The sequence below is a fragment of the Herbaspirillum sp. WGmk3 genome, from assembly GCF_023952535.1.
In the GTDB taxonomy this organism is placed as follows: Bacteria; Pseudomonadota; Gammaproteobacteria; order Burkholderiales; family Burkholderiaceae_D; genus Herbaspirillum; species Herbaspirillum huttiense.
This window is the reverse complement of sequence record NZ_JAKYWT010000002.1, coordinates 247,356-262,661: the sequence shown is the minus strand read 5'-3', so window position 1 is coordinate 262,661 and position 15,306 is coordinate 247,356. Positions and strand designations below refer to the sequence as shown.

Sequence of the window (15,306 nt, the reverse complement as noted above, 5' to 3'; positions counted from 1 at the left end):
TTCGATACGCAGCTGCGCTGCTACTCAGGTCGAACGGCAATTCGAAGCACTATCCAACCCGATTAACCACGCCATATCGTGAAAGTTGGAACCAGCACATTGTCATACGCGGTCGATATGGCGCTCGCCAAACAGTCCCTCCGGTCGCACCAGCAGGAACAGCAGCGCGAACACGTAGGGGAACCAGCCTTCGATGCCACCGAAGTTGCCGCCGAAGGCATCCTGCATGACCGGCGGGATATAGATCTCGGCCAGTTTCTCGGAAGCGCCGATGATGAGCCCGCCCACGATCGCCCCGGGAATCGAGGTGAAGCCGCCGAGGATCAGCACCGGCAGTGCCTTCAGGGCCGTCATGGTCAGCGCGAACTGCACGCCATTGCGCGAACCCCACAGCAGGCCCGCAATCAGCGCCACGAAGCCGGCCACGCCCCACACCACCGCCCAGATGTGCTGCAGCGGAATGCCCAGTGACAGCGCCGCCTGGTGATCATCGGCCACCGCACGCAGGGCGCGGCCGACCTTGGTCTTCTGGAAGAACAGCGCCAGTGCCGCAACCAGCGCCACCACCATGCCGGAGGCGAAGAGGTCGAACTTGGAAATGCCGATGCCGATGCTGTCCATCACCGACTGGATCGGTTCATCGACGATGCCCAGGTCGATGGGCCGCACTTCGCTGCCGAACAGCAAGGGCCCCAGCCCTTCGAGGAAGAAGGTCAGGCCGATGGTGGCCATGAAGAGCGTGATGGGCGGCTGGTTGACCAGCTTGCGCAAGACGAAGCGCTCGGTGGCCAGACCCACCAGGATCATCACCACGAAGGCGCCGATGATGGCCGCCCACATCGGCATGCCCTTCTCCATCAGGCCCACTACCGCCAGCGCGGCGAAATACACCATCGCGCCCTGGGCGAAATTGAAGACGCCGGAAGCCTTGTAGATCAGTACGAAACCCAGCGCCACCAGGGAATACATCAGCCCCGAGAGCAAACCGCTCAGGGTGACTTCGAGGAAGAATTGCATGTCGTCTCCTTGCCTGCCATGTCCATATTGTTTTTATTATTTATATTGTTTTCACATTCAGTGGGAAGTGCCGAGATAGGCCTTGATGACTTCCGGATTGCTCATCACCTCATCGGGCGTGCCGTCGCCGATCTTCTTGCCGTAGTCCAGCACCACGACGCGGTCGGAGATATCCATGACCACACCCATGTCGTGTTCGATCAGCACGATGGTGGTGCCGAACTGGTCGTTGACGTCGAGGATGAAGCGGCACATGTCCTGTTTTTCTTCCACGTTCATGCCGGCCATGGGTTCGTCCAGCAGCAGCATGTGCGGCTCGGCCGCCAGTGCGCGCGCCAGTTCCACGCGCTTTTGCAGGCCGTACGGCAGCCGTCCCACCGGGGTTTTTCGGATGTGCTGAATTTCAAGGAAATCGATCACTTCTTCGACTTTCCGCCGATGCTCGATTTCCTCGTTGCGGGCCGCGCCCCACCACAGCGCATTGGAAAACAGGCCCGAGCGCATCTTGGTGTTGCGGCCGGTCATGATGTTGTCCAGCACGGTCATGCCCTTGAAGAGCGCGATGTTCTGGAAGGTCCGGGCAATGCCCTGGCGCGCGATGCTGCTGGGATGCATGCCCAGGCGCGGCTGGCCGCGATAGAGAATACTGCCCTTCTGCGGATGGTAGACGCCGTTGATGACGTTGATCATCGAGCTCTTGCCGGCGCCGTTGGGGCCGATGATGGCGCGGATCTCATGCTCGCGCACATCGAAGGAAATATCGGTGAGCGCCTTCACCCCGCCGAAGGACAGCGAAATGTTCTGCAGGTCGAGGATGACCTCGCCGATGCGGCGGCCATTGGCGGCCACCGCCGGGGCTTCGTCATCGGGGCTGGTCACGGGCGGCAGTCCCGCGGGCAGGATTTCGGAAGACAGGTGTCGTTTCATGGTCGGATTCATTCAGCAGTGGTCTGGTCGGGCTACGCTGCAAGCCGGAGGCATCGAGGCCGCCGGGACGGGACTGCGTGCTGCTCAGGCGGCGCTTTGCAGCGTCTTGAAGGTCTTGGCGTCGGCAATCCTGAGGTCGGCCGAGATCATGCCCTGGCGGCCATCCTCGAACTTGACCTGGGTCTCGATGTACTGCGACGCATGGCCCGCATAGAGCGCCTCGATCAGGACCGCATACTTATCCGCGATGAAGCCGCGCCGGACCTTGCGGGTGCGGGTCAGCTCCTCGTCATCGGGATCGAGTTCCTTGTGCAGGATCAGGAAGCGATGGATCTGCGAATCGGCCAACAGCGGATCGGCCACCAGGTCAGCATTGACCTTTTCCACGCATTCACGCACCAGGTCGTAGACCGCCGGATTGGCGGCCAGGTCGGTATAGCCGCTGTAGGGAAGATTGCGGCGCTCGGCCCAGTTGCCCACGGCATCCATGTCGATGTTGATGAAGGCCATGCATTGTTCGCGGCCATTGCCGAAGGTCACCGCTTCCTTGATGAAGGGGAAGAACTTCAGCTTGTTCTCGATGTACTTGGGCGCGAACATGCTGCCGCAGGCCATCTTGCCGACATCCTTGGCGCGGTCGATGATTTTCAGGTGGCCGTCGCTGTCGAAGAAACCTGCATCTCCCGTGTGGAAATAACCTTCCTGGTCGATGGCTTCGGCGGTGGCATCGGGCCGCTTGAAATATTCCTTCATCAGGCCCGGAGAGCGCACCAGTACCTCGCCATTGGCATCGATGCGCACTTCCACGCCCTTCATGGGGCGGCCCACGCTATCGAGCTTGACGTCGCCCGAGGGTTGCATGCACACCGTCACGCAGGTCTCGGTCATGCCATAGAGCTGCTTGAGGTTGATGCCCAGCGAACGATAGAAGTCGAACAGGTCCGGCCCGATGGCCTCGCCGCCGGTATAGGCCACGCGCAGGCGCGACATGCCCAGCACGTTCTTGAGCGGTCCATACACCAGCAGGTCGCCGATGGCGTATTGCAGGCGGTCCACCAGTGACACGCCCGGCTTGCCATCAAGGATGCGCATGCCGACGCGGCGCGCCACCTTCATGAAGCCATGGAACATCTTGCGCTTGACCCAGCCGGCGTCTTCGATGCGGATCATCACTTGCGTGAGGATGTTTTCGTACACGCGCGGTGGCGCAAAGTAATACGTCGGGCCGATCTCGCGCAGGTCCGTCATCACCGTATTGGGCGACTCCGGGCAATTGAGGCAGAAGCCGGCCACGTGCTGCTGGGCGAAGGAGTACAGGAAGTCACCGACCCAGGCCAGCGGCAGATAGCAGAGGATGTCGTCGTTCTCATCCAGGTGATCGAACTCCACCAGCGTGGTGGCCGTGGTGATCATCGCGCGGTGCGAGTGGCACACACCCTTGGGCTTGCCGGTGGTGCCGGAAGTGTAGAGGATGATGGCCACGTCATCGGGCGAACCCGCCGCCACCTCCTGCTCGAAGTAACCCGGATGCGCACGCTCGTAAGCGCGGCCCAGTTCCTGCACGCGGGCAAAGGACAGCAGCTCGGGCTGGTGGTAGTTGCGCATGCCGCGTTCGTCGTCATAGATGACGTGGGCGATGCGGGGCAGGTTTTCCTTGATCTCGAAGACCTTGTCGACCTGCTCCTGGTCTTCGGCCATGACGAAGTCGACGTTGGCGTCGGCCAGCACGTAGGCCATGTCGGCCGCAGGCGCATCCTGGTACAGCGGCACCGGCATGCCACCCAGCGCCTGGGCCGCGCTCATGGCCCAGTACAGGCGCGGGCAGTTGTTGCCGATGATGGCCAGGCTCATGCCGCGCTTGAATCCCAGGGCCGCCAGGCCGCAGGCAAAGCTGCGCACCTCGTCGGCCACCTGGCGCCAGGTCGTGGTCTGCCAGATGCCCAGGTCCTTCTCGCGGAAGGCCGCCCGTTCGGGCCGTCGTTGGGCATGCGCCAGCAGCAGCCGCGGAAAGGTCGCGGCTTCCTTGTCTTGTCTCGTCTCCACCATTTCCCACCTTCTTGTGCAGGTTCGAAAGATCCGTTTCCTTCATGGAATTGCATGAGGATACGAACCCGGTGTCGGATCAGTCTGTGCCGCCAGGCTTACGCTGCTCTTACTGCGGCAGTCATTGTGTCGGGCATGCCAGCTGTCCTGTCTCTATGATTGGCCAGACTTTTGCCTGGGCCTTTTTTGCGATGATAGTAGAGGCAGTGGTTGCCAGTGGATGTCATCTCACCGACAATTGACAAAACTTTCGATATTGCGACGCATCATCATGGAGACATCAATTCGACGCATGCTGTCCAAGAGCATCTGGGCGCAGGCGCTGACCGAAGACCAACTGGCCCGGGTGGAGGCCGAGGTGGTCAGCCGCAAGATCCCGGCCGGGGGCTACGTCTGCCGCAAGGGCGATCCGGTGGCGCACTGGATCGGCGTGCACGAGGGCTTGCTGAAGATGAGCAGCGTCTCGCCCGAAGGCAAGACCGTCTCCTTCGCCGGCATGGCCAATGGCGGCTGGCTGGGCGAAGGCTCGCTGCTCAAGGACGAACCGCGCAAGTACGACGTGGTGGCGCTGCGCGAGAGTGAATTGCTCTACATGCCCAAGGCCACCTATCTCTGGCTGCTGGACAACAGCATTCCCTTCAACCGCTTTCTCGTGACGCAATTGAACGAGCGCCTGGCGCTGTTCATTTCGCTGGTGGAATACGACCGCATGCTGGAGCCGGATGCCCGCGTGGCGCGCTGCCTGGCGGCGCTGTTCAATCCCTATCTGAATCCCGGCATCGGGCTGAACTTGCAGATCTCGCAGGAAGAAGTCGGCAACCTCTCCGGCACCTCGCGCCAGCGCGCCAACCAGGCCCTGCAGGTGCTGGAAAAGGCCGGCCTGCTGAAGGTGGACTACGGCAGCATCACCATCAATGACCTGGAAGGGCTGCGGCAATTTCCGGGATGAAACGCAGCTCCGGTCCGGAACCTGTTGACATGAAAAAAGCGCGGCCTGGCCGCGCTTTTTCGTTGGGGTACAGTCGCTCTCTCAGGGCGTGGGCCGGGCGGGCTCATCCCCGCGCGCCGGACGATTGCGGTTGCGCCAGTAAATGCCGGTATCGGCCACCGTGCCCATGAATTCCTTGGGATCGGTGGATTTGACCACGTAGCCATTGGCACCGAGTTCGTAGCTCTGGTTGATGTCGCGCTGGTCGTCGGAAGAAGAGAACATCACCACCGGAATGTGCGAGGTGGCGGCATTGGACTTGATGATCTTGAGGAAATCGTGGCCGCTCATCAGCGGCAGGTTCAGGTCCAGCAGGATCAGGTAGGGATGCAGATCCTTGCGGCTCGCATATTCCCCCTGGAAAAAGAATTCCTCCGCCAGCTCCGCATCGGCAAACCAGGTCAGCTTGTCAGCCAGCTTGCGGCTGCCCAGCGCCAGGCGTGTCAACTCAGCCACTTCCGGGCTGTCGTCGACGAGGATGATGTCATATTGCTCGATATCCATGGATGGATCGCTTTCTTCAATTAATTTCAAGCTGGAACACTTCTTGTCTGGATGACCACATCCCGGCCACCCTGCATCGCGTTGCTGCCGCCTGCCCCGTCCATCCCCGACGCAGCTGCGGGCAGTGCATTTCACTGCTGCCACTGCCCTGCGGCCTGGTTCCAGCCTCGGCGGTCTGCTTGAAACCAGTACCGACGCCGATCTCCGTACTGTCAGGGGATTATTGCACAGGCATTTTCAAAAAAAATCAGAAATTTCCTGAATGTGAAGATCTCTTCACTCAGGTTTTTTGTCACTTGTCCGGCGTGGCAATGCCGGTACGAATCGCATAGCGCACCAGGCCGGGCACATCGCGGATGTCCAGGCGCTCCATCAGCTGCGCCCGGTGGGTCTCGATGGTCTTGGCGCTGACGTTGAGCTGGTAGGCGATCTCCTTGGTATTGTTGCCTTCGGCAATCAATTGCAGGATTTCGCGCTGGCGCGGGGTGAGCACTTCGACCGGCGTGCCGTTTTGTGCAACACGCTTCATATAGTTATCGAGCGCCTCGCGCGAGATGTGCGAATCCAGGTACTGGCGCCCATGTTTTACTTCATACAGGGCTTTTTCCAGCTCGGTGGCGGCCGAATCCTTGAAGAGATAGCCGTTGGCGCCGGCATTCAAGGCCTGCATGACGTATTCCTCGCTGCCGTACATGGACAGCATCAGGAAGCGGATGGTCGGATACTCGCCCCGCAGGCGGCGCAGCGCTTCCAGGCCGTTCATGCCCTTCATGGCGATGTCCAGCAGCACCAGGTCGGGTTTCAGCTGCGGGATCATCTCGATGACTTCGGCACCGTCGGACGCCTCGCCCACCACCTCCACACCCGGCATGGCGGTCAGCAGTGCCTTGATGCCGCTGCGCACCAGCGCGTGGTCGTCGGCCAGCATGATTCGGGTCAGCATTTACATTCTCCTTACGATGGGGGCGACCGGCAGGTGCATGACGATTTCCGTCCCTGCGCCGGGCGCCGAAGTGATGTCCATGGAACCGCCTACCAGCACCGCCCGCTCTTCCATGTTGAGCAGGCCGAAACTGGTGCCGGAAATGGCATTGCTGCGGGCACGCTCGATGTCAAAACCTTTTCCGTCATCGCGGATGCTCAGGTACACCTGGTCCTGCTGGCGGTCGATCTTGACCCAGATGTTCTGGCACTTGGCGTGGCGCAGGATGTTGGTGACGGCTTCCTGCACGATGCGGAAGGCGGTGTTCTCGATGTCGTGGTGCAATTCTTCATCATGCCCGCTGCTCTCGAACCAGCCGTTCACGTTGGCCAGCTTGGACTTCTGCTCCACGTAGGAACGCAGCGCGGCGATCAGGCCCAGATTGTCCAGCTGCGGCGGGCGCAGGTCCAGCGACAGGCTGCGTACCTGGGCCAGCACGGCGGTGACGATGTCGATGCCGTTCTGCAGCGACGGGCCTTCCAGCGAGCCGGTCTTCTTGATGGTTTCCAGGTTGATCTTCAGGGCGGTCAGCGACTGTCCCACGTCGTCATGCAAGCCGCGCGCCAGGTGCTGGCGTTCGCGCTCCTGCACCTCGATCACGCGCGAGGACAGCAGTTGCTGGCGCTGGATCGCCAGTTCCAGTTCGCGCCGCGACTGTTCGCGCTCGGTGACGTCGATGGCCAGGCCGGCCACCATGTCGCCCTTGCCTTCCCCACTGATCGGGAAACGCACCACGTCGAGGATGCGTGCATTGTGGTTGTGGTCGAACACGGTCTCCTGGGTGTGCAGCTCGCACTTTTCTTCCAGCACCTTGCGATCGTACTCACGCGAGGCTTCGGCCCCGCCCGTGGTCATCAGCTCGGCATCGGTCATGCCATCCATGTCGTGCGGGGTCATGCCGTAGAAGGCCGACTGCGCCGGATTGACGTAGCTGTAGCGCAGCTGCGCATCCTTGATCCAGGTCGGCATGGGAGCCGCATTCATGAAGGCATTGAAGCGCGCCTGCATCTCGCGCAGGGCCTGGGCACTGGCGCGCTGCTTGCGCCGCGCCTGGGCGTCGCGCAGCTCGCGGTCAACCGCGTGCGGCAGGCGGGCGATGGCGCTTTTCAGGAAGTAATCCTGAGCCCCCGCCTTCATCACCTCCACTGCCGTCTGCTCGCCGATCACGCCGGAGACGATGATGAAGGGCGTCTGGTCATTGTCGGCCTTGACCAGCTTCAAGGCTTCGACGCCGGAGAACATCGGCATCGAGTAATCCGAGATGACGATGTCCCAGCGCTGCGCCTGCAGCGCCGCCAGCAGGGCCTGTTCGTCATCGACCCGTTCCCAGGTCGGATCGAAGCCGCCGCGCTTGAGCTCACGCACCATCAGCACGGCATCTTCTTCCATGTCTTCGACGAACAGTACGCGTAGCGGAATGCTCATGGGACCTTGTTCTCCTTCAGGCTCACGGTTGAGTCGGTTCAATTCTCATCGGACGATCGGCGCGCTTCGCCCAGGCTGGGCAGCACACCCTTGCGCGGCAACGCGAAGTAGAAGCTGGCCCCTTCCCTGGGCTTGCTCTCGGCCCAGACCCGGCCGGTGTGGCGCACCACAATGCGCTGCACCAGCGCCAGGCCAATGCCGGTGCCGGCGTATTCCTCCTGACGATGCAATCGCTGGAAGGTACCGAACAGCTTGTGCGCATAGCGCATGTCGAAGCCGACGCCGTTGTCATGGACGCCATAGACGTATTCGTCCGCATTGGCCTGCATGGTCACGCACACGCGCGGCTGCTCGCTCTTGCTGCTGAACTTGACGGCATTGGACAGCAGGTTTTCCCATACTTGCGCGATCAGCCCGCGATTGGCGACCGCACCTTCCAGACGCGGCACGTCGAAGATCACGCCGGGGTTTTCCTGCTGCAGACCAGCGACCACCTGCGCCACCAGTTCGTCCATCGAGAAGCGCTGCAAGGTCAGTTCACCGGTGGTGGACTTGGCCAGCTTGAGCAGGTCGTTGATCAGCGCATCCATCTTGCGCACGTTGCGGCGGATCACCTGCAACTGCTCGCGCCCCTTCTCGTCGATGGCGTGGGCGTAGTCCTCTTCGAGGATCATGGCATAGCCGGAGATGGCACGCAGCGGCGCGCGCAAGTCATGCGAGACCGAATAGGAAAAACTCTCCAGCTCCTTGTTCACGTTGTGCAGGTGCTGGGCCTGGCGCTCCAGGTCGGCATTGAGGGCCTCGATCTCTTCCTCGGCGCGCTTGCGTTCGGAGATGTCGTAGATCACGGTGCGGCTGATGAGCTTGCTGTTGTCGCGGCTGGGAATGGCAGTGGCATTGACCAGCGCGGTGAATTCGCTGCCATCGGCGCGGCGGAAGTTGAGGTCGATGCCACTGATCTCGCGCCTGAGCAGGAACTGGGGTTGCAGCTCGCGCTCGTAGCGCGCGGCGCTGGCCGGGGCCAGCAGGTCGGCCTGGGTCATGCGGCCCACCACCTGTTCGCGCGTGTAGCCCAGCCATTTCAGTTCGGTGTCGTTGATCTTGATGATGCGCTTGTCGGTCTCGTCGACCGAGTGATAGCCGCAGGGCGCGTTGTTGTAGAGATCCTCGATCTCGTCCGAATAGGCTTGTGCGCGCTGCTGGGCCTCGACCCGGCGCGACATTTCCTTGCGCAGCTTGCGATAGACCAGCAGCAGCAAGGCAATGCTGAGCAGGCTGCCGCTGATGACCATGAAAATGGTCAGATTGGCGCTCATGGCCGTGTCATGCGCGCGCGTGGCCAACAATGCGTTCTCGTTGCCCTTCATCTGCTCGAAGCCGCTGCGGATGCGCTCCCCCAGTTCCCTGCCTTCCAGCACGCGCGCGCGGCCCTCTTCCTGGCTCAGTTCCATCAGTTGGCGCGACAGCGTCAGGCGCTGCATCACCAGGTCTTCGGTCTGGCTCAACAAGCCGGCCTGCCGCGGGTTGTCGCTCAACAGGCGGCGCAGATCCTGCAGCAGTGCGTTGACATGACGCACCCCGGTCTCGAAATTGTTGCGGTATTCCTGCTCACCCGAAAGCGCAAAGCCGCGCGAACTGCTGACTGCGTCGCGCAGGGTCGAGTTGGCTTCTTCCAGCTTGTTGAGCACCGTATAGCTATGCTGCAGCCAGACGGCACGCCGCTCGAAGTCACGCACGCTGTGGTACGAAAAAGCTGCCACGCCCAGCGAAAGCAACAGGGCCAGCAGGAAGAAAATGCCGGTGCTGGCGCGGGCCAGTCCGCTTTGTCTGGTTATCGGCATGGTTCACGTTTCATTGGTCTGCCAGTCACGCTTCCGGCTTGCGAGCCGGTTACCCGACCACCCGCCCGAATGCAGCACGCCTGAAGCAGGCTGCTCGGGTTTTTCATACTGTGTGTTGCCGGGAACCGCGCATGCACACGCACCTGGATGCGGCGTGGCCATTCCCCCCGCAGCAGCCCGGCCAACCTGTCTGCGCCAGGGTGGTGAGGGGGCGGCTGAAGTGTCTCCTTGCTGCCTGTCCCGATACCGGAATACGGCCTATCCGATATCAACTGTTTTCTTTCTGTCAGCAAATGGAACCAACATCTTCAAATTCGTGGAAAACGCTGTTGCGCAAATGCGCCATGCGATGCGCATCAAGCCCAGCTATCCGGCATTTTCCTATTGTTTATTCGAATTAATTCTATAATAGATTCCGATATTTACCCGTTTTTTCCGGGCTTGGGCCCGAGCTCTGCCGGCGCGTATTTCGATGAAAAATTCACATTCCCTGCTTCTGGCTGCCGGCCTCCTGAGTTGCATCAATCTGGATGCACTGGCTGTTTCCTCCACCGGCAACCTGGAAATTTCCGCCATCGTCCCCTCGCAATGCGCGGTCCAGAGCGCCGCCCTGCCCTTCGGCAGCTATGCAGCCAGCGCCCTGCAGCAGAATGCGCAGATCGGCGTGGCTTGTTCCAACGGCACCAGCTACACCGTGAGCCTGGATGCCGGCACCGGCAGCGGTGCCAACGTCGCCACGCGCAAGCTGAGCACTGCCGATGGCGTCAATACCCTCAACTACGGCCTGTATCAGGATGCTGCGCGCACCCGTTCCTGGGGCAACAGCACTGGTAGCGATACGGTGGCCGGGGTGGGCAACGGCAGCAACCAGAACATCCCGGTCTACGGCTACATCCCGGGTGGCCAGACCGCCCGTGCGGGCAGCTACAGCGACGTGGTGGCCATCACCCTGTCCTATTGATTCGGAGTACGCCGGCGCAGCGACGGCAGGCCAACACAATGGCGCGGACTCCTCACGGAGACGCGCCATTTTTCTTGCCCGCACCGCTGTCGCTGGCGCCACCAAGTTACTGATGAGCAAATTTTTTGTTGATTATTGATCACATTCTGTGGCTGGCTTGCAACTTTCTTCACACTTTTTGACCTGTTTCGTTTTAATCTAGCAAAAAACTGACAACGATCTGACAACCAGAGTGGAGATGTCGCAGCGTGACGAGATCAGCATCCATAGGGGGGCAGCTGGTGCGCGTAATGGCGCTGGCTTGCCTGGCAAGTGCGGGGGGATGGCAGGCGGCCCACGCGTCCAATTTCGAGATCGCTCCGGTGGTGCTGGAGCTGTCGTCCTCGCGCACGGCCGGCGTGATCAAGATCGTCAACAACGACAATCACAATGTCTCCCTGCAACTGCGCGCCTATGACTGGCAGCAGGCCGACAGCAAGGATGAGCTGCAACCCACGCAGAACCTGATCCTCAGTCCCCCCGTATTCAATCTGGCCCCCGGTGCCTCGCAAGTGATCCGGGTGGTGGCCAAACAGCCTGCCGCGCCGACCGAGATCGCCTATCGCCTGCTGATCGATGAAATCCCCGCCGCCACCGAGGGAGCCACCATCAATTTCAAATTCCGCATTTCCATGCCGGTGTTCATCGCACCGTCCACCGCGCCCAAGGCCCAGCTGGAGTATCAGCTGCGCGCCGGCAAGCCCTTGCGCCTGCTGGTCGAAAACAGCGGCAACCGCCGCGCACGCCTGCTGGACCTGGCGCTGACGCTGCCCAATGGCAAGAAACTGAGCGCGCCGGGCGGGGGCAATCCCTACACCCTGGCCGGCATCACCCGGCAATACCTGATCGAGAGCGACACCCCGCTTGCCGTGGGCAGCCGAGTCAAGCTGACTGCCAACAGCGATGCCGGGCCGATTGATGCCGAACTCACCGTGGCACCTTGATTCGCACGGCACGCTGGTTTGCTTCCCTCATCCTGGCCGGGTGCCTGGCCATGGTGGCGCTGGCGCGGGCTGCCGAGCCGGGTGACGAGATCCTGTTGCTGGAGGTTTCCATCAACGGACGCAACACCAGCCTGGTAGCGCAGTTCACGCGCCGCCAGCAGGCACTGTATGCCACGGCATCGGAACTGCGCAGCCTCAAGCTGCGCGTCGATGGCGCGGATGAGGAGCTGATCGCCCTGCGCGCCCTCACGACGGCAGTCGACCTCGACGAGGCCGGTGCCAAGATCAACCTGATGGTCCCGGCCCGTTTCATGAACACCACCGACATCGACGCCGCCAGCATCGCCAGCAAGGTCCCCCTGTCACCCGGCGGACAGGGGCTGGTGCTGAACTACGACCTGCTGGCGTCCAGCAGCCAGAACCAGCACGCGCTGGGCGGACTGTTCGATGCGCGCTGGTTCTCCGGCAGCAGCGTGTTCAGCTCTACCGGGCTGGGCTATACCGGCAATAGCGGCGGGGTGTCGGCCCGGCTGGAATCGACCTACACCTATTCGGACCCGGCCACGCTCACCCGCTATCGCCTGGGCGATGTCATCAACAGCAGCCTGGCCTGGAGCCGCTCGGTGCGTCTGGGCGGTTTCCAGTACGCATCGGATTTCAACCTGCGGCCGGACCTGGTGCGTTTTCCCACGCCGTCGCTGGGCGGCGAAACGGTAGTCCCTTCGACCGTCGACCTGTTCGTCAACGGCGTGCGCCAGCTCTCGCAGCCGGTGCCGCCCGGTCCCTTCGAGATCCGCCAGCCGCCCATCGCCAGCGGAGCCGGCCATATCGCCGTGGCGGTGACTGACGAACTGGGGCGGCAGACCTTCCGCACCATCAACTTCTACGCCACCGACCGGCTGCTGAAACCGGGACTGTCGTCCTATTCGGCCGAAGGCGGCTGGGTGCGGCGCAATTACGGTCTGCGCAGCAATGACTATGGACAGTTCGCTCTCTCCGGCACGGCACGCCATGGGATGAGCGACTGGCTCACCCTGGAAGGGCATGCCGAAGCCATGCGCAGTCTCAAGCTGGCCGGCGGCGGCGCGGTCTTCAACCTGGGCAATCGCGCGGTGTTGGCCAGCTCGCTGGCGGCCAGCAGCAGCGAGGGCAATTCCGGCCAGCAAGTCTCGCTGGCCATCGAGCGCAATGCCGATCCGGTCAGCCTGTCGCTGTCGCGCACGCAGTCCACGCGGGGCTATCAGGATATCGGTGCGCTGCAGGGGGCCCCGGTCTCGCGCAGCGCCATGCTGGCGACGCTGGGCCTGAACCTGCGTGAATACGGCTCGCTGAGCATGGCCTATGCGCGCAGCAAGAGTCCGCTGCTGTTCACCGACCTCGGCACCAGCAATCTGGCAGACAGCGAGACCGTGACGGTGACCTGGTTCAAATCGGTCGGCAACACGTCCAATTTCTATCTCACGGCCTATCGCGACTTTCGCAGCAGCGGCTACGGTGCCACCATCGGGCTGATCATCCCCTTCGGCGGCCGCGACGTGGCCGGTGCCAGCGTGAGCAACAACAACGGCCAGCGCACCAGCACGCTGCAAGCCAGCCGCTCGACGGTGGCCATCGGCGATCTCGGCTGGCAATTGCAGGATACCGAGGGCAGCTATCGGCAGCGCATCGGCCAGCTCAACTACAAGAGCCGCTACGGCAGCGTCAGCGCGGCAGCCTCGCAATCGAACGGTGCCACCAGCCAGCGCCTGGGTGCGCGCGGTGCGCTGGCCTTCATGGATGGCAGCGCCTTCGCCACCGACTGGATCGAGGACAGCTTCGCGGTGGTCAATGCCAGCGGGGTCAAGAATGTCGGCATCTACAACGAAAATCGCTACGCCGGCCGCACCGACGACAACGGCCAGTTGCTGCTGACCGACCTGCGCGCCTATGACGTCAACAAGATCTCGGTGGACGTGCTGGACCTGCCGCTGACCCTGCAACTGGACCAGTCGGACCAATACGTGAAGCCGCGCGACCGCTCCGGTGTGGTGGTGCATTTCAACGCCCGGCGCGCCTCGGACGTAACCATCATCCTCAAGGACGCCGCGGGGGAATTCATCCCGCTCGGCTCCTCCATCCGCGTGCGCGAGAGCGGCCTGCAGGCACCGGTCGGCTATGACGGCGTGAGTTATCTGCAGGAACTGGGGCCGGTCAACACGCTGGACGTACTGCTGCCGTCCGGAGCCCGCTGCCAGGCCATGCTGACGCCGCCGGCACGCAGCGAAGGTGGCATGAGCAATGAAATCGTGACCTGCCGTTGAAGGGCGGCCTGCATCGTGGAGAGCACATGAAGAACACTATCCATTCCGTGTCCCTGGCTGCGCTGGCGCTGCTCATCGCATTGGCCGCTGGTCCGGCGCAGGCCCAGCAACTCTGCTCGGCGGCGTCCAATCCGGTGTCCTTCGGCCTCTACGACCCGCAATCCAGCAGCAACCTCGACAACACCGGCAACATCACCGTCACCTGCCAGGCGACTGCATCGCTGCTGATCGCCTATACCGTCAAGCTCAGCGCAGGCAGCAGCGGTGCCTATGCCCAGCGCAAGATGCTCAGCGGTGCCAACAGCCTCAACTACCAGGCGTATCGCGACGCCGCGCACACCTCCGTGTGGGGCGATGGTTCCTCCAGCACCAGTTTCGTCAGCGACGGCTACCTGCTGCAGGTCCTCACGCCGGTGAGCAGGTCCTACACCGTCTACGGGCGCGTACCGGGCAGCCAGAACGTCAAGGCTGGCAGCTATCTGGATACGCTGACGGTGCTCATCACCTACTGAGCGGAACCGACAAAGCAGGTGGAGAATTGCTGATGAGCTTGATAAACGTTCTCGTTGCGATTCAGGTTTTCCCTGACGAAAATTGACAGGGTGATAGGGAATAGCCGGATGTCTGATCCGGGCTCCGGAAACTAAAGTATCTCCATACCAACGCTGCACAGGGAAGTTCTTGCAAGGGGCGAGGACGGGGCAGCCAGACCAGGAGAAACAAAATGTTCTTCATCAAGAAAAATCGCATCGTCGCTGCTTCCATCGCTGCTGTCGTGCTGGCTTCCAGCGCACCGGCTTCCTTCGCCGCCACTGCCAGTGGCACGCTGACCATCAGCGCCTCGGTGGTCGCCGCCTGCACCGTGGTCGGTTCGGCCATCGCCTTTGGCGCCTACACCCAGAGCGTGGTCAACCAGTCCGGCACCATCACCGTGCTGTGCACCAACGGCACGGCCTACAACGTTGGTCTGGACGCCGGTACCGGCACCGGTGCCAGCGTGAGCAACCGCAAGATGAGCGCAGCCGGCGGCGGCACCCTGAACTATGCGCTGTACCGCGATTCGGCCCGCAGCAACAACTGGGGTTCGACCATCGGCACCGATACCCTGACCGGCACCGGTTCCGGCCTGACCCAGACCCTGACCGTCTACGGCCAGATCCCGGCGGCCCAGACGCCGCTGGCCGGTTCCTACTCGGATACCGTGACCGTGACGCTGACCTACTGAACTACGGAAGTATTCAAGGATTCAAGGATTGAACGCTGACAGGATGGCCTGACGCGCTTTTGACACAAGGATTGCACTGCAAGCATTGCGCTGCAGCTTGACGATCCTGC

At 62.2% G+C, this 15,306-nt stretch carries 14 protein-coding genes; 7 read left to right on the top strand and 7 right to left on the bottom strand.

Annotated elements, in window-relative coordinates; genetic code table 11:
• Positions 1 to 102: 102 nt before the first annotated feature.
• From MKD49_RS07260 to MKD49_RS07250, 3 genes are all read right to left on the bottom strand, one after another.
• Positions 103 to 1,017 carry a branched-chain amino acid ABC transporter permease gene (locus MKD49_RS07260; RefSeq protein WP_013234543.1) on the bottom strand — a complete coding sequence of 305 codons (915 nt, stop codon included), beginning with the start codon at positions 1,015 to 1,017 and terminating at the stop codon, positions 103 to 105.
• Positions 1,018 to 1,074: 57 nt separating this feature from the next.
• Complete coding sequence (locus tag MKD49_RS07255) at positions 1,075 to 1,956, bottom strand: ABC transporter ATP-binding protein (protein ID WP_034334319.1); 882 nt, start codon at positions 1,954 to 1,956, stop codon at positions 1,075 to 1,077.
• A gap of 72 nt (positions 1,957 to 2,028) precedes the next feature.
• Entirely contained in the window at positions 2,029 to 3,990 is a 1,962-nt protein-coding gene (locus MKD49_RS07250) for a long-chain fatty acid--CoA ligase (RefSeq protein ID WP_252695910.1), read from the bottom strand.
• 289 nt (positions 3,991 to 4,279) lie between these two features.
• Here MKD49_RS07250 and MKD49_RS07245 point away from each other — a divergent pair, with 289 nt between their 5' ends.
• Positions 4,280 to 4,936, top strand: a complete 657-nt coding sequence (locus MKD49_RS07245; RefSeq protein WP_252695909.1) for a Crp/Fnr family transcriptional regulator — start codon at positions 4,280 to 4,282, stop codon at positions 4,934 to 4,936.
• A gap of 81 nt (positions 4,937 to 5,017) precedes the next feature.
• Here the strand turns inward: MKD49_RS07245 and MKD49_RS07240 are convergent, their stop codons facing one another.
• From MKD49_RS07240 to MKD49_RS07225, 4 genes are all read right to left on the bottom strand, one after another.
• Complete coding sequence (locus MKD49_RS07240) at positions 5,018 to 5,479, bottom strand: response regulator (RefSeq protein WP_121045665.1); 462 nt, start codon at positions 5,477 to 5,479, stop codon at positions 5,018 to 5,020.
• Positions 5,480 to 5,771: 292 nt separating this feature from the next.
• Positions 5,772 to 6,422 (bottom strand): response regulator transcription factor, encoded by a 651-nt coding sequence (locus MKD49_RS07235; RefSeq protein WP_008329401.1) that lies wholly within the window; start codon positions 6,420 to 6,422, stop codon positions 5,772 to 5,774.
• Complete coding sequence (locus MKD49_RS07230; RefSeq protein ID WP_034334328.1) at positions 6,423 to 7,886, bottom strand: ATP-binding protein; 1,464 nt, start codon at positions 7,884 to 7,886, stop codon at positions 6,423 to 6,425.
• Between the two features lie 38 nt (positions 7,887 to 7,924).
• Positions 7,925 to 9,727, bottom strand: a complete 1,803-nt coding sequence (locus MKD49_RS07225; protein WP_252695908.1) for a CHASE3 domain-containing protein — start codon at positions 9,725 to 9,727, stop codon at positions 7,925 to 7,927.
• Positions 9,728 to 9,881: 154 nt separating this feature from the next.
• Between MKD49_RS07225 and MKD49_RS07220 the strand changes: the two genes are divergently transcribed.
• From MKD49_RS07220 to MKD49_RS07195, 6 genes are all read left to right on the top strand, one after another.
• Positions 9,882 to 10,136: a hypothetical protein gene (locus tag MKD49_RS07220; protein WP_209535934.1), complete on the top strand. Its 255-nt coding sequence runs from the start codon at positions 9,882 to 9,884 to the stop codon at positions 10,134 to 10,136.
• A gap of 63 nt (positions 10,137 to 10,199) precedes the next feature.
• Entirely contained in the window at positions 10,200 to 10,688 is a 489-nt protein-coding gene (locus MKD49_RS07215) for a spore coat U domain-containing protein (RefSeq protein ID WP_204726493.1), read from the top strand.
• A gap of 248 nt (positions 10,689 to 10,936) precedes the next feature.
• Positions 10,937 to 11,671 (top strand): molecular chaperone, encoded by a 735-nt coding sequence (locus MKD49_RS07210; protein ID WP_227022720.1) that lies wholly within the window; start codon positions 10,937 to 10,939, stop codon positions 11,669 to 11,671.
• Positions 11,668 to 13,971, top strand: coding sequence for a fimbria/pilus outer membrane usher protein (locus MKD49_RS07205; RefSeq protein ID WP_252695907.1), 2,304 nt, complete (start codon positions 11,668 to 11,670; stop codon positions 13,969 to 13,971). The genes MKD49_RS07210 and MKD49_RS07205 overlap by 4 nt, the downstream gene beginning before the upstream one ends.
• Positions 13,972 to 13,997: 26 nt before the next feature.
• Positions 13,998 to 14,483: a spore coat U domain-containing protein gene (locus MKD49_RS07200; RefSeq protein WP_252695906.1), complete on the top strand. Its 486-nt coding sequence runs from the start codon at positions 13,998 to 14,000 to the stop codon at positions 14,481 to 14,483.
• A gap of 212 nt (positions 14,484 to 14,695) precedes the next feature.
• A complete protein-coding gene (locus tag MKD49_RS07195) occupies positions 14,696 to 15,196 on the top strand; it encodes a spore coat U domain-containing protein (RefSeq protein WP_039787206.1) in 501 nt (166 codons plus the stop codon).
• The last annotated feature ends 110 nt before the right edge of the window (positions 15,197 to 15,306 follow it).